Raw genomic sequence first — 14,368 nt, forward strand, 5'->3', positions numbered from 1 at the left:
GACCAGGGCTGGTCCTGTCAGTGCTGGTCCTGCCGCACGATGTAGATCTCCCGGATCAGCAGCAGGACGGCCGCTGCGGTGGGAATGGCGATCAGCGCGCCAAGAATCCCCAGCAGGCTGCCGCCCGCGATGACTGAAATGACTGCCACCGCTCCCGGCACTGCAACCGCCTTTTGCATGATGCGCGGCGAGATGAAATAGGCCTCGAACTGCAGGTAGGCGAAGTAGCAGATGGCGTAGATGGCGGCCGTCTGCCAGCCCTCCGTCAGGGAGACGAGCAGCACCACCACGGCGGCGATCATTCCCCCCACCAGCGGGATGAACGCGAGCAGGGCGACGACGAAGGCCAGCAGCAGGGCGAACGGGATGCCCAGGATGGACATCACGATGAAGGCGAAGGTGGCATTGAGGAGCGCCACGCAGGCCTGGCCGATCACGTAGTTGCCCACAGACCGGGTGATCTCCTCGGACAGGGCTTCCACGCGGTGGCGGCGGGAGCGGGGCGCCAGCCGGTAGCCCCACTTCTTCATCGCCGGCAGGGCGGCCAGGAAGTACAGGCTCAGCACCAGCACGATCAGGGCCCCGAACAGGCCGTTGGCCACGGTGGAACCAAAGCCCACCACGCCGCCGAAGATACCGCCCACCGCGGCGGGGTCGTTCACGAACTTGTCCAGTTCCTCCGCCACCCGGTCACGGACGCCGAACTGGTCGTCGAGGCTGCGGAAGAACTCCGAATCGATGAAGTCCCGGATCCACACCGGCGCCTGCTCCACGATTTCCGTCACCTGCTCCACGATGGTGGGGATCAGGGTGGCGAAGAAGCCGACGACGGCGCTCACCAGGACAGTCACGGACACCAGGATTCCTGCCGGCCGCGGGATCTTGCGGTTCTCCAGCCAGCCCACCACCGGTTCCAGGCCCAGGGCGATGAACAGGGCCGCCACGATCCACAGCAGCAGCTGCGTGGTGTTCGAGCCGATCCAGTAGACCAGCAGCGCAAGCCCCACGCCGACGGTTCCCATGAAGCCCATATAGAGGGGATGCTGCGGCGACATCCGGGGACCGGGCCGGCCGAACTGCGGCCTTACCTCGCCGTCCGGGTCAGTGGTCAAAACCTCTTGCTCCTGGACGTACTCCGGCGGCATCTCGAACCGCAGCCTGGGCTGGGCGCCTGGCAGCGGCTGGCGAAGCCGGCGGGCCACAAAACCGAGCGCCGCCGCGGCGGTGCCCTTCCTGCGGGCGTGCGGGGCCCCTCGGGTGCGGCTGCCGGTGGCTCCTGGCCTCCGGAATTGTTGGCTGCCGAGGAAGACTCGTCCGTCTTGTCAGTCACTGGTTTTGAGGGCCTGTTCCGTACGTGGCGCCGCGTCAACGGGCCAATGTGATGATCATCGCAAACACTATCAGCAGCCTTGTCAACAGCTGCGGACGGGGGTGGTCCGGGGCATTTTCCCGGGGCGGCAGCCACCCAATCCGGGGCCCTGGTAACAAAACGGTTACTATGGAAGGCAAACCCCCGCTGATGATAGGTGTTCCCTTGCGTTTAAAGACTGCAGTCGCACTCGTGCTGCTCGGCCTCCTGACACTTTTGGCCGGCATCGGCCAGAGAACCATCTGGGCCCCTTCCGAGACCTTCACGGCAGCCGCGCCGGCCGACACGGCGGAAGCGCCGCTGACCGTCATTGACCAGAACCTGCGCACCCTGCACGGCGGTACCGTCAAGATCAGCATCGAGGGCGACGGCAACTTCCTGCTCGCCGCCGGCCGTCCGGACGACGTCGACGCCTGGGTTGGACAGGCCGCGCACAACACCATCAGCGGTGTTTCTGAGGACGGCAAGTCCCTGCAGGTCGAGCACACCGACGGCGAGGCCACCACCCCCAACCCGGCCGGCTCCGACCTTTGGGTTTCCAGCGAAAACGCCAGCGGTGAACTGGAATACTCCTGGACGCCTCCGGCAGACGGCGACTGGAGCCTCCTGCTCGCCTCCGACGGAACCAAGGCCGCGCCGGCCTCCGTCTCCATGACATTCCCCAACGACACATCCACACCGTGGGCCATTCCCCTCATCGTGCTTGGCTCCCTCCTGATCCTTGGCGGCATCGCGCTGGCACTGATCTCCGCGCGCAAGCGGAACGGTGAAGGCGATGGGCAGGGCAGCGGCTTTGCGCAGCGGGCCCGTGCCCGGAGCCAGTCGGGAGCCGGATCTTCCAAGGCATCCTCGCGTGCCGGCATGGTGGCTGCGGGCATCACTGCAGCAGTCCTCGCGGGGTCCGGCACGGCTGCGTACGCTGCCACGCCCGCTCCGGAAGCCACCGGTTCGCCGTCGGCACCGGCTGCCCCGGAGGCCGGATCGCCGGTCCTGCTTGATGCCCAGTTCCGCAGGATCCTGGAGCAGGTTTCCAGCGCCGTCGACGCCGGTGATGCCGCCAAGGACGCGGGCCAGCTGGCCGAGCGTGTGGGCGGCACCGAGCTGGAAGTGCGCACCCAGAACTACAAGATCCGTTCCCAGGTGGGTTCCTACGAAGCCAGGATGCCCGTCCGCTCCACCAAGCTGCTCACCACCGTGGTCACCAGTGACCGCGACTGGCCCCGCTCCGTCCTTGCCGTCACCCAGGGCGACGGCAACGTGGTGCCCCAGCTGCTGACCCTGGTCCAGCCCTCCCCGCGCGAGAACTACAAGCTGGTGGAAACCACCCCGCTCCAGCCCGGCGCCACGTTCCCCACCATCAGCCGCGGCGGCACGGACACGCTCGCCGCCGGCGACAAGACCGGCCTGCTGTACAGCGGGGAAGAGGCCCTCTCGGGCCTCGCCGACCGCCTGACCACTCCCGATTCCGCCTTCAAGGACAAGCTTGTTGAGGGCGAGTCCTCGCCGTACATCGCCGACACGCTGTCCTACCAGGCAGAGGTGGTCAAGGCCGGGGAGAACGGCAACTTCGCCTTCACCCACAAGGTGGTTCCGGAAAGCACGGTGGTCTTCCGCACCGACGACGGCGGGGCCCTGGTCCTGGGCCGGATCAACTTCGGTTTTGAAGGCACGCCGAAGGCTGCCGGCGACAAGCTGACCATCGGTGATGACGCAGCAGCCCTGGCCGGCGGCAAGGAAACCACCACCGGCATGGTGCTCAACTTCGCCGAGTCGATGGCAGTGTACATACCGCCTGCCGGCTCCAGCGACCCCATGAAGCTCGTCGCCGCAACCCGCGGCCTGGTCGGCGCCAGCTTCAAGTAGCCCCGGCACCGTATTACTTCCGGCAGCGGCCGGAGTGGCTAAAGTGGAAAGCATGAGTTCGCCTGCTTCCCGCCCAGTCCCTCCAGCCGCTGCCAGCCTGCTTAACCTGCGCGGCGCCGTCGACCTTTCAACCCTGAAGCAGCGCCCGGCCGCGCCTGCCGGAACCGGCGCCGCCGGTGGTGCCGTCGCACCGGACGGGTCGCAGTCCGGCGGAACTGCAGGCGGACCGGACCTGCGGGTCAACGTCACCGAGGCCAATTTCCAGCAACTGGTGGAACTGTCCGCGCAGGTCCCCGTGGTGTTCGCCCTGTGGGCCCCGTACTCGCCGGAGTCCACCGGGATGCTGCAGACGCTGGACAGCGTGGTGAAGAGCTACGGGGGCCGGCTTGTCCTAGGGGCCGCCGATATCGAGGCGTTTCCGCAGCTGGCCCAGGCGTTCCAGGTGCAGGCAGTGCCCACCGCTGTGGCCGTCCTCAAGGGTCAGCCCGTACCGCTCTTCCAGGGCAGCGCGGACGAGCAGCAAGTGCGCGCCCTGTTCGACGAGCTGCTGAAGGTGGCTGCGGCGAACGGCGTGACCGGCAGCCTGAACGCGGGCGCCGGTGAGGAATCCGAGCCCGCGCCGCTGCCGCCACTTCACCAGGCCGCCTACGATGCCATCGAGGCGGGCGACTTCGACGCTGCCGCGGATGCCTACCGCCAAGCGCTCAAGGAGATGCCCTCGGACCACGAGGCCAAGGCAGGACTTGCCCAGGTGGAGCTGATGGCACGCCTGCAGCCGCTCTCGGCCCAGGACGCCGAGTCCGTCCGCACGCTCGCCGCCAACGAGCCGGACAACCTGGAAGCCCAGCTTGCTGTCGCGGACCTGGACATCGCCGGCGGACACGTTGACGACGGCCTGAACCGGCTGGTGGCGTTCATTGGCAGGAACTTCGGTCCGGAGCGTGAGACCGCCCGCGTCCGCCTGCTGGAACTCTTCGACGTGGTGGGCGCATCCGACGAACGCGTTTCTAAGGCGCGCCAGGCACTGGCGAGGGTCCTCTTCTAGTGCCGGGCCTCTTCGATCCGCTGAAGCTCCGTTCCCTGGAGCTCCAGCACCGCGGCTGGCTGTCGCCCATGTGCCAGTACAGCTGCGATCCCGACGCCGCGCCAGGGGTTCCCAACGACTGGCACCTCATGCATCTGGGTTCCTTTGCCGCCGGCGGGGCCGCGCTGCTGCTCACCGAGGCGGCCGCGGTGGCTGCCGAGGGCCGCATCAGCCCCCGCGACGCCGGGCTCTACAACGATGACCAGGCCGAGGCGTGGCAGCGGATCACCACCTTTGTGCACCGCCATGGAGCGGCCGGCGCGAAGATCGGAGTGCAGCTGGCGCATGCCGGCCGGAAGGCCTCCACGTGGTGGCCGTTCTCCGGCAGGCATGGCAGTGTGGCAGCCGCCGACGGCGGTTGGGGCACAGCGGGTCCTTCAGCCGTGGCCTACGACGGCTACGAGGTTCCCGCCGAGATGACAGCCGGGCAGATCCGGGCGGTGATCTCGGACTTCGCGGCAGCGGCGCAGCGCGCGGTGGACGCAGGCTTTGACACCGTGGAGATCCATGGCGCACACGGCTACCTGCTGCATCAGTTCCAGAGCCCGCTGACGAACCTGCGCACCGACGAATGGGGCGGGGACGAGGCCGGCCGCAACCGCCTGATGCTTGCCGTCGTCGATGCCGTGCGCAACGCCATCCCCGACTCGATGCCGCTGCTGCTGAGGATTTCCGCCACCGACTGGGCCGAGGGCGGCGTTGACCTGCCGGCTTCCATCCGCCTGGCACGGCAGGCAGCGGAACGCGGCGTGGACCTGGTTGACGTGTCCAGCGGGGGAGCAGTGGCCCACCAAAGGATTACGCCCGGCCCCGGATACCAGACCGGTTTTTCCGCGGCCATCCGCAAAGAGGCCGGCATTCCCACCGGGACAGTGGGCCTGCTGACCTCCGCCGGGCAGGCCGGACACGCCATCGCCAGCGGACAGGCCGATGCCGTGCTGATTGCCAGGGCCGCGCTCCGCGACCCGCACTGGTGGCTCCGTGCAGCGTTCGAACTGGGCCACGAAATCGGCTGGGCTCCCCAGTACGAGCGGGCGATGCCGCGGCGCAGCTTCTGAGTACGGGAGCAGCAATGACGCCCCGTGATTCCGCCGGCATCGACCAGCAGCTGGAAGCCACAATCCTTGGGCTCCTGGCTGCCAGGGCCGCCACGTCCACCATCTGTCCGTCCGACGCGGCACGGGCCGTCGGCGGCGAACACTGGCGCGATCTTATGGAGCCGGCCCGGCGTGCGGCGCGGCGGCTCGTCGACGCCGGCGAGGTTGTGATTACCCAAGGTGGTTCGGTGGTTGATCCGGCCACTGCGAAGGGGCCCATCCGCATCCGCAAGGCCACTTAGGAAGGGCGGGCAGTCTGGCGGGGCGGACAGCAGCCGTACGCCTTTATTTCTACTCCTCCCGGAGGACCCCGCAGCCGTGTTCCGGGGGCTAGTCTGGCTTCATGACCGCCCAGCATCCCGATCCCGCGGGCGTGCCGCTGCATCCCGCCGAGGCCGCCGCACCCCCTTCCCCTGCCGCCGCCGGCGCAGTTCCGGCCCTGGCCATCCGCGGCCTGGCCAAGCGGTTCGGCCAGAAAATCGCGGTGGACGGCATCAGCCTGGACGTGCCTGCCGGCTCCTTCTACGGCATCGTGGGCCCCAACGGCGCAGGCAAGACCACCACGCTGTCCATGGCCACCGGACTGCTGCGGCCGGACTTCGGGACAGCGTTTGTCCACGGCATCGATGTCTGGGCGCACCCCCTCGAAGCCAAGAAACTCATGGGCGTCCTGCCCGACGGCGTCAGGCTGTTCGACAGGCTGACCGGTGAACAACTGATCACCTACGCCGGACTGCTGCGCGGCATGGACAGGGCCGTGGTGGCCTCCCGCGTGGGCGACCTGCTGGAAGCCATGGACCTGACGCAGGATGCGGGAACGCTGGTGGTGGACTACTCCGCCGGCATGACCAAGAAAATCGCGCTCGCCTCCGCCCTGATCCATGCCCCCCGGTTGCTGGTCCTCGACGAACCCTTCGAGGCCGTGGACCCGGTCTCGGCGGCGAACATCCACTCCATCCTGGACGGCTACGTGGCGTCGGGCGGTACGGTCATCATGTCCAGCCATGTCATGGACCTGGTCCAGCGCATGTGCGATCACGTGGCTGTGGTGGCGGGCGGCCGGCTCCTGGCTGCCGGCACTGTTGACGAGGTCCGCGCCGGTGCATCCCTCGAAGACCGGTTCGTCCAGTTGGTCGGCGGACGCAGCCGCACGGAAGGGCTGGAATGGTTGCGCACCTTCTAAGGCTGAAACTGACCCTGCTCCGCAACGGCCTCCGCCGCAGTCCCTGGCAGCTCGTGGGCCTGGCTTTCGCCGGACTCTACGCGCTGGGCCTGGTCTTCACCCTGGTGTTGGCTCTGGTCCTGCTGCGCTCCGCGGACGCTGAAATCGCGCAGACCGCGGTGGTGCTCGGCGGCTCCGCTGCCGTCCTGGGGTGGGGAATCATCGGTAGTGGCCTCAGCCACGGACATGACCCTGGACCCGTCCCGTTTCACCACCTTCGCCATCCCGATGCGGCAGATGCTGGCCGGCCTGGCGCTCGGCGGGCTGATCGGCATCCCGGGCCTTGCCACTGCCCTGGTGGCGCTGTCCACGGTGGTGACCTGGTTCCGTGGGGTGCTGCCCGTGCTCGGCGCACTGCTGGGGGCGGCGCTGGGCGTGATGACGTGCATCGTGCTTTCAAAGGTGGTGACCACGGCCACCGCCAGCCTTGCAGCCTCCCGGCGGTTCAAGGACATCAGCGCCATTGCCTTCATGGTTCCGCTCGTCCTCCTCGGACCCATCATCGCGGGCGTCGGCCAGGGCATCTCGAACTCGACCGCTTTCCTGCCGGACTTCGCAAGGGTGCTCTCCTGGACCCCGCTCGGGGCCGCCTGGTCCCTGGGCGGCGAGCTCCACGCAGGGCAGTTTGGTCCGGCCGCGGTCAAGCTCCTGGTGGCGGTGGCCTCGCTTGCTGCGCTGGCCTGGTGCTGGAAGGTGCTCCTGGAAAGGGCGCTCGTCACGCCGCCGTACGCCGGCAGCGGCAAGCGCAAGGGAAGCAGGCTTGGGCTCCTGGGGATCCTGCCGCCCGTACCGGCGGGCGCCGTCATGGCGAGGTCGCTCACCTACTGGGTCCGGGACCCCCGCTACTCGGGATCGCTGGTGGTCATCCCTCTGCTGCCCGTTGTCCTGGTCTTCCAGGGCGCCCAGACCGGAGAGTACTCCAGCCTTGCCTTCCTGGCGCCGATCTCCGCGTTCATCATCGCGTGGTCCATTTCGGCCGACGTGTCCTATGACAACACCGCGTTCGCCCTGCACCTGGCAACAGGGGTGTCCGGCGTGGCGGACCGGCTGGGCCGCGCCCTGGCCTGCCTGTCCTTCGCCCTTCCGGTGGTGGTCATCTTTGCCGTGGGCTCCGCGGCGTTCACCGGCGAATGGTCCGGACTGCCCGGCCAGCTCGGGCTGGGACTGGGTATCCTCTTCACCTGCCTGGGGCTGGCGTCCGTAGTTTCTGCCCGCTACACCGTGGCGGTTCCGCTCCCCGGGGACAGCCCGTTCAAGAAGCCGCCGGGCAACGTGGGGCAGACCCTCGCAGTGCAGTTCGGCGGGATGCTGGTCCTGGTGGTGCTGGTCCTGCCCGAGGCGGCGCTGATGGTCGCGCAGCTGGTGACCGGCAACAGCCTCTTTGGCTGGCTCAACCTCGCGGTGGGAACGGTGCTGGGCCTCGTCCTGTTCGTGCTTGGTGTGCGGCTGGGCGGGAAATGGCTCGATGCCCGCGGGCCGGAACTCCTGGCCCAGGTGGCTGTTAATAAGTAACGGCGATACGGCGGAAGGAAACAGCATGGAAGTAGTCATCCTGGGCGGACGCAGGCAGATCGGCAAGCTGGCGGCGGATGCCATCGAGGAACTGCTCAGGCGGAAGCCGGACGCGGTGCTTGGCCTTGCCACGGGGTCCTCGCCGCTGCCGGTCTACGACGAGCTGGCGGAACGGAACAGCCGGGGCCTGGACTTCAGCCGGGCCACGGCGTTCACGCTGGACGAATATGTTGGCCTGCCCGCCGGGCATCCGGAGTCGTACCGGGAAGTCATCCGGCGGGAGTTCACGGACCGGGTGAACATCGCGCCGGAGAAGGTCCATGGCCCCGACGGGTCAGCCGGCGACATCCCGGCAGCCTGCCAGGCCTATGAGGATGCCATCGCCGCAGCCGGCGGCGTGGACCTGCAGCTCCTGGGGGTGGGTACCGACGGGCATATCGCGTTCAATGAGCCAGGGTCCTCCTTTGCCTCGCGCACGCGGATCAAGAGCCTGATTGAACAGACACGCCGGGACAACGCCCGTTTTTTCAAGAGCCTGGCCGAGGTCCCGCACCACGTCCTGACGCAGGGCCTCGGCACCCTCATGGAGGCCCGGCATGTGATCCTGATCGCCACCGGGGCGCAGAAGGCACAGGCTGTGCGCGAGTTCGTCGAGGGGCCGGTCTCCGCCATCTGCCCGGCGTCGATCCTGCAGTTCCACCCGCACGCCACCGTCCTGCTGGACGAAGCGGCGGCTTCGGCGCTCAAGCTCGCGGATTTCTACCGGCACACCTACGACAACAAGCCCGCCTGGCAGGGGCTCTGACCCGCTGCACGGGAGGCGGGACGGCAGAAAAAGGCACGACGGCGGTGGGCGCCGCACAGCCGCATCCGGCCGCACGCGCCCGGCCCGCCGTCGGACTCCCGGCCACCGGAACGGCTAAGATGGTTGGCATGACTAGCATGACGGACCCCCTCGACAACGACCCGATGCGCGAGCTTTCCGGGGCTGGATCGTCCACAGCCACCATTGAGCGCGAGGAACTGCGCCAGGAAGTGGAACCGGGGACCGGGAGCGCTTTTCGCACTATGTGCGCAAGGAAAAAATCATGGAGTCCGCGCTGACCGGTGAGCCTGTCATCGCCCTGTGCGGCAAAGTCTGGACGCCGGGCCGGGATCCGCAGAAGTTCCCGGTATGCCCCACGTGCAAAGAGGTCTATGACGGCCTCCGCCCCGGCAACGACGGCGGCAAGGGTCCCGGAGGGGACTCGGGCAACAACAAGTAGTGACGGAGACGCTCTTTGGCGGCCCCACCCTGCCTCCGGCTTATCCGGAACGCGCAGCCTGGGGAACCGCCCCGAAACTCCGTGCCTGGCAGCAGGAAGCCCTCGACCTTTATCTCCGGAACAGCCCCCGCGACTTCCTCGCGGTGGCGACCCCCGGCGCCGGTAAGACCACCTTCGCCCTGCGGATCGCGTCGACGCTGATCGATTCCGGCGCCGTGAACCGGGTGACCATCGTGGCGCCCACGGACCACCTCAAGCGGCAGTGGGCCGACGCTGCCGCGCGGGTGGGCATCGCCATCGACCCCAACTTCAAGAACTCGGACGGCCAGCACGGCCGCGGGTTCATCGGAGTTGCCGTCACGTACGCCCAGGTGGCCAGCAAACCGCTGCTGCACCGGGCCAAGACGGAGGCCGCACGCACGCTGGTGATCCTGGACGAAATCCACCACGGTGGCGAGGCCCTCTCCTGGGGCGACGGCCTCCGCGAAGCCTTCGATCCGGCGGTGCGCCGGCTGTCCCTGACCGGTACCCCGTTCCGCTCCGACACCTCGCCCATCCCGTTCGTTGAGTACGCGGAGGACAGGGACGGCATCCGCCGTTCCAAGGCCGACTACACCTACGGCTACGGCAACGCCCTGCGGGACCATGTGGTCCGGCCGGTGATCTTCATGGCCTACTCCGGCCAGATGCGCTGGCGCACCAGCGCCGGTGAGGAAATGGCGGCGTCGCTGGGCGAGGCCGCCGTCACCAAGGACATCACGTCCCAGGCCTGGCGGACTGCCCTGAACCCGGCAGGCGAGTGGATTCCTGCCGTGCTGGCCGGGGCTGACAAGCGCCTGACCGAGGTCCGGCGCACCGTCCCCGACGCCGGCGGCCTGGTCATTGCCACGGACCACGAGGACGCCCGGGCCTACGCCGGCCAGCTGAAGAGGATCACGGGGGAGTCACCCACCGTCATCCTCTCCGACGACGCCAAGGCCTCGAGCAAGATCGAGGAGTTCTCGGCGGGCGAGACCCGCTGGATGGTGGCGGTCCGCATGGTGTCCGAAGGCGTGGACGTTCCCAGGCTGTCCGTCGGCGTCTACGCCACCTCAACCTCCACGCCGCTGTTCTTCGCCCAGGCCGTGGGCCGCTTCGTGCGCGCACGGAAACGGGGTGAAACGGCGTCAGTCTTCCTGCCTTCGGTGCCACAGCTGATGGCACTGGCCAACTCCATGGAGGCGGAACGGGACCATGCCCTGGACCGTCCGGAGAAGGAGGACGGGGACGGCCTGTTCAACCCCGAGGACTCGCTGATGGCGGAGGCCAACCGCGAGGACAAGGCCTCGGACAGCCTCACCAAGGGCAAGTTCGAGGCGCTGGACTCGCAGGCCTCCTTTGACCGCGTGCTCTTCGACGGCGGCGAGTTTGGCACGGGCGGCGAGGTGGGGTCCGACGACGAGCTGGACTTCCTGGGCATCCCCGGCCTGCTGGACGCGGAGCAGGTGGGCACGCTCCTGCGCCAGCGCCAGCATGAGCAGCTCAACCGGAAGAACCGGAAGGCACCCGCGGCCGAAGCCGCCGCACCTGCCGTCCCGGACCACCGGATGCTCATGGACCTGCGGAACGAGCTCGCCAAGAACGTGGCGGCCTGGTCCGCGCGGACCGGCACGCCGCACGGTGTCATCCACACCAAGCTCCGGACCGTGTGCGGCGGCCCCGCCGTGGCGCAGGCCAACGAGGAGCAGCTGCAGGCGCGGCTGAGGAAGCTCCAGGACTGGTTCATCGGCCGCAAGTAGCGGTGATTTGAGACACGAGTGGCCCGGCGCAGCGCACCGGGCCACTCCTGCGTTCAGCTTCAGGAAACGTCGACGCCGCCGAGTTCCATCTCGGCAACAGCCTCTTCAAGGTCCTCGGCAATGCCGGCGGTCAGGGACCGGATCACCGTGACGGAGTAGCCCGCCTGGACGGCGTCCAGTGACGTGGCCCGGACGCAGTAGTCGGTGGCGATGCCCACCACCACAACGTCCTCGACGTCGTGGCTCTGCAGCCAGTCATCCAGGCCGATCGCGTCCTCGTCGGGGGCGAACCGGCTGGTGTCGCCGCCGCCGGGCTGGCGTTCGCCGGTGGGGACAGCATCCTCAGGCGCCAGGAGCCCTTCGAAGCCCGAATAGGCAGCCGCGTACTGGCCCTTCTGGAAGTACGCCTGGATGTACTCCGTGTCCAGGTCCGGATGCAGTTCGGCGCCCCGGGTGCCCGCGACGCAGTGCGGCGGCCAGCTGTCCTTGAAATCGGGGGTGTCCGAGAAGTGGCTGCCCGGATCGATGTGCCAGTCCTGGGTGGCAACGATGTGGTCGAACTCGTTGTGGTGGGCGTCCACGTATTCGCTGATGGCCCCCGCCACGGCAGCGCCGCCCTGGACAGCCAGGGAACCGCCCTCGCAGAAGTCGTTCTGGACATCGACGATGATCAGCGCACGCGACATCAGTTCTCCTCGTAGATGGTGGGAATGGCGGCCTCGCCGCGCTGGAGGCGGTTGACCACGGGCGGCAGTTCGGCCATCGAGTCGGCGTGCCGCTGGCGCGCCCGGAGGACGCCTTCATGGCCGGTCCACCCGGGGACGAGTTCACCGTTCTTCATGAACTGCTGCAGCAGCGGCCGGTCGTTGCCGTCATCATCCGGCCGGCGGCCGACGCCCACAATCTCGGCGGTGGCAATGCCGTGTTCGTTTCATTTTCCGCAGCGCTACTTGCGTCCGCCTACGCTGGCCTTGTTCTTGGCGGCCTTGGCCACCGAGACGAAGTTGCCGTCGTCGTCCGTGCGGCTCACGAGCTTGTAGACCATGCTGGCTGTGGGCGCACCGGAGCCTGTCACGAGGGACGTTCCCACGCCGTAGGAGTCCACCGGCGCGGACTGCAGCGCGGCGATGGCGTACTCGTCCAGGTCCGAGGTGACCACGATCTTGGTGTCCTCGTTGCCGAGGTCGTCCAGGAGCCGGCGCACCCACTGCGCCTGGTCCACGAGGTCGCCAGAGTCCAGCCGGACGGCGCCCAGCCGGTGACCCGCCAGGTCCACGGCCGTGCGGACGGCCGCCTCGACGTCGTACGTGTCCACAAGGAGGGACGTGCCCTCGCCGAGCGCCGCGATCTGGGCCTCGAAGGCGTCCCGCTCGGTGTCGTGCAGCAGGGTGAAGGAGTGGGCGGCGGTGCCGACGGTCTTGATGCCGTACCGGGCGCCCGCCTCGAGGTTGGACGTGCTGTCGAACCCGGCGATGACGGCGGCGCGGGCGGCGGACGCCGCAGCTTCCTCGTGGGTGCGGCGGGAGCCCATCTCGATGCAGGGGCGGCCGTGTGCGGCGCTGACCATCCGCGAGGCAGCAGAGGCGATCGCGCTGTCATGGTTGAGGACGGACAGGATGTAGGTCTCCAGCATGCACGCCTCGGCGAAGGTGCCCTCCACGATCAGGATGGGGGAGTTGGGGAAGTACGCTTCACCCTCGGCGTAGCCCAGATGTCGCCGGAAAAGCGGTAGGAAGCCAGGTATTCCAGGGTCTGGTCATTGACCACTCCGGTGCGGGCCAGGAAGTCCAGTTCCGTCGCGCCGAACCGGAAGTTGGCGATGCCCTCCAGGAGCCGGCCCGTACCGGCCACGATCCGTAGCGCCGGCCGTCCGGCAGCCGGCGGGCGAACGCCTCGAACACCGACTTGCGGTGCGCAGCTCCGGAATGGAGCGACGCCTGCAGCATGGTCAGCTCGTAGTGGTCGGTGTAAAAAGACGTGCGGGGATGGTCCCAGCCGGCGGAGGTACTCACGAAAATCACTCTAGTCCCCACTGGCTCCCACGTCTCGCTCCGCTTCGCCGCGGGTCCCTCGCCAGTGTGGGCCCACCCACTGGCTCCCACGTCTCGCTCCGCTTCGCCGCGGGTCCCTCGCCAGTGTGGGCCCACCCACTGGCTCCCACGTCTCCCACGCGCTTCGCGGGCGGGGCCCTCGGCGGCGTGGGTCCGCATCCCCATAGAATGGACAGATGACCTTAAGCGTTGCGCTCGGCCCTGATACGCAGGAGGGCACCCGGACCGGAACAGCGGAGGCTACAGACTCCCTGACCGCCCCGGACATCCCTTGGAACCTGGTGATCTGGAACGATCCCGTCAACCTCATGAGCTATGTCAGCTACGTGTTCCAAAGCTACTTCGGCTACTCGGAGAGCAAGGCGAACAAGCTCATGATGGAGGTCCACAGGAAGGGCCGCTCGATCGTTGCGCACGGCAGCAAGGAACAGGTGGAACGGCACGCTGTGGCCATGCACGGGTTCGGCCTGTGGGCCACGGTGGAGAAAGCGAGCGGCGGCCCCGGCGGCAACTCCGGGAAGTCCGGCGGACCGGGCCAGGGCAAGGGGAAACGTGGCTAAGGCATTCAAGTACGGCTCAAGGGCATCACCGGCTACCTCGAACCCGCCGAACGCGAGCTCCTGCACAGCCTGATCGACGACGTCATCTCCATGCTCCAGCCGGAGGAGCGCGCAGGCCAGGATCCGCTGGCAGCGCTCATCGGGCTGGACATGGACGTTGCCGAACCGACGGACCGGGCCGTCAAGCGCCTGCTCCCCAACGTGGTGAAGGACGACGGCGCCGCCTCCCTCGAGTTCCGCCAGCTCACCGAGCGCTCGCTCCGGGAAACGAAGATCGGCGCGCTGCGCGCGGCCGCGCTGGACCTGGACAAAGACGAAATCGTGCTGACTCCCGAGGGGGCGAAGCACTGGTCCATGGCACTGAACGATGTCCGCCTGGTCCTGGCCGAGCGCCTGGACATCCGGGACGAGGAGGACGCCGAACACGTCCACCTGATGCAGGACTGGTCCCAGGCCGAGGACGTGGAGAGCTACCTGGCCCTGGTCTACAACTTCGCCACCTGGCTGCAGGAATCACTGGTGCAGGCGATGCTGCAGTCGCTGGAAACGCGGCGTTGAGGAATCCGG

The 14,368-nt window shown here is 68.2% G+C and carries 10 protein-coding genes and 4 pseudogenes; 11 read left to right on the plus strand and 3 right to left on the minus strand.

The genetic code is table 11. From position 1 onward, the window contains the following. Positions 1 to 17: 17 nt before the first annotated feature. The gene (locus tag G205_RS01975) at positions 18 to 1,202 is read right to left on the minus strand and encodes an AI-2E family transporter (protein ID WP_052013995.1); all 1,185 of its coding nucleotides are present in this window, start codon (positions 1,200 to 1,202) and stop codon (positions 18 to 20) included. A gap of 317 nt (positions 1,203 to 1,519) precedes the next feature. Here G205_RS01975 and G205_RS01980 point away from each other — a divergent pair, with 317 nt between their 5' ends. The 9 genes and pseudogenes from G205_RS01980 to G205_RS02020 all read left to right on the plus strand — a co-directional run bounded on the left by G205_RS01980 (position 1,520) and on the right by G205_RS02020 (position 11,190). Then, positions 1,520 to 3,232 (plus strand): DUF8094 domain-containing protein, encoded by a 1,713-nt coding sequence (locus G205_RS01980; RefSeq protein WP_052013997.1) that lies wholly within the window; start codon positions 1,520 to 1,522, stop codon positions 3,230 to 3,232. Between the two features lie 52 nt (positions 3,233 to 3,284). Further along, the gene (locus G205_RS01985) at positions 3,285 to 4,277 is read left to right on the plus strand and encodes a tetratricopeptide repeat protein (RefSeq protein ID WP_035751792.1); all 993 of its coding nucleotides are present in this window, start codon (positions 3,285 to 3,287) and stop codon (positions 4,275 to 4,277) included. Next, complete coding sequence (locus tag G205_RS01990) at positions 4,277 to 5,374, plus strand: NADH:flavin oxidoreductase/NADH oxidase (protein ID WP_009356500.1); 1,098 nt, start codon at positions 4,277 to 4,279, stop codon at positions 5,372 to 5,374. The genes G205_RS01985 and G205_RS01990 overlap by 1 nt, the downstream gene beginning before the upstream one ends. A 14-nt stretch (positions 5,375 to 5,388) precedes the next feature. After that, positions 5,389 to 5,655, plus strand: a complete 267-nt coding sequence (locus tag G205_RS01995; RefSeq protein WP_009356501.1) for a DUF3253 domain-containing protein — start codon at positions 5,389 to 5,391, stop codon at positions 5,653 to 5,655. A gap of 101 nt (positions 5,656 to 5,756) precedes the next feature. Further along, positions 5,757 to 6,596, plus strand: coding sequence for an ABC transporter ATP-binding protein (locus G205_RS02000; RefSeq protein ID WP_009356502.1), 840 nt, complete (start codon positions 5,757 to 5,759; stop codon positions 6,594 to 6,596). Then, positions 6,578 to 8,147: pseudogene (locus tag G205_RS02005) on the plus strand (transporter). The gene G205_RS02000 and the pseudogene G205_RS02005 overlap by 19 nt, the downstream one beginning before the upstream one ends. Before the next feature lie 25 nt (positions 8,148 to 8,172). Next, the gene (gene nagB, locus G205_RS02010; protein WP_009356505.1) at positions 8,173 to 8,952 is read left to right on the plus strand and encodes a glucosamine-6-phosphate deaminase; all 780 of its coding nucleotides are present in this window, start codon (positions 8,173 to 8,175) and stop codon (positions 8,950 to 8,952) included. Positions 8,953 to 9,071: 119 nt separating this feature from the next. Then, positions 9,072 to 9,412, plus strand: a pseudogene (locus G205_RS02015) (DUF3039 domain-containing protein). Then, on the plus strand, positions 9,412 to 11,190 hold the full coding sequence (locus G205_RS02020; RefSeq protein ID WP_009356507.1) for a DEAD/DEAH box helicase: 1,779 nt from the start codon (positions 9,412 to 9,414) through the stop codon (positions 11,188 to 11,190). The pseudogene G205_RS02015 and the gene G205_RS02020 overlap by 1 nt, the downstream one beginning before the upstream one ends. Before the next feature lie 59 nt (positions 11,191 to 11,249). Here the strand turns inward: G205_RS02020 and G205_RS02025 are convergent, their stop codons facing one another. Further along, positions 11,250 to 11,876: an isochorismatase family protein gene (locus G205_RS02025; RefSeq protein ID WP_009356508.1), complete on the minus strand. Its 627-nt coding sequence runs from the start codon at positions 11,874 to 11,876 to the stop codon at positions 11,250 to 11,252. Beyond that, positions 11,876 to 13,202 (minus strand): annotated as a pseudogene (locus G205_RS02030) (nicotinate phosphoribosyltransferase). The gene G205_RS02025 and the pseudogene G205_RS02030 overlap by 1 nt, the downstream one beginning before the upstream one ends. A gap of 215 nt (positions 13,203 to 13,417) precedes the next feature. On the opposite strand from G205_RS02030, the gene clpS reads away from it, so the two are divergent. Beyond that, positions 13,418 to 13,801: an ATP-dependent Clp protease adapter ClpS gene (clpS, locus tag G205_RS02035; protein WP_009356509.1), complete on the plus strand. Its 384-nt coding sequence runs from the start codon at positions 13,418 to 13,420 to the stop codon at positions 13,799 to 13,801. Beyond that, a pseudogene (locus G205_RS02040) lies at positions 13,794 to 14,359 on the plus strand (DUF2017 domain-containing protein). Before clpS ends, G205_RS02040 begins: the two are co-directional and overlap by 8 nt. Positions 14,360 to 14,368: the final 9 nt, after the last annotated feature.

It is taken from the genome of Arthrobacter nitrophenolicus (assembly GCF_000332815.1).
Classification (GTDB): Bacteria; Actinomycetota; Actinomycetes; order Actinomycetales; family Micrococcaceae; genus Arthrobacter; species Arthrobacter nitrophenolicus.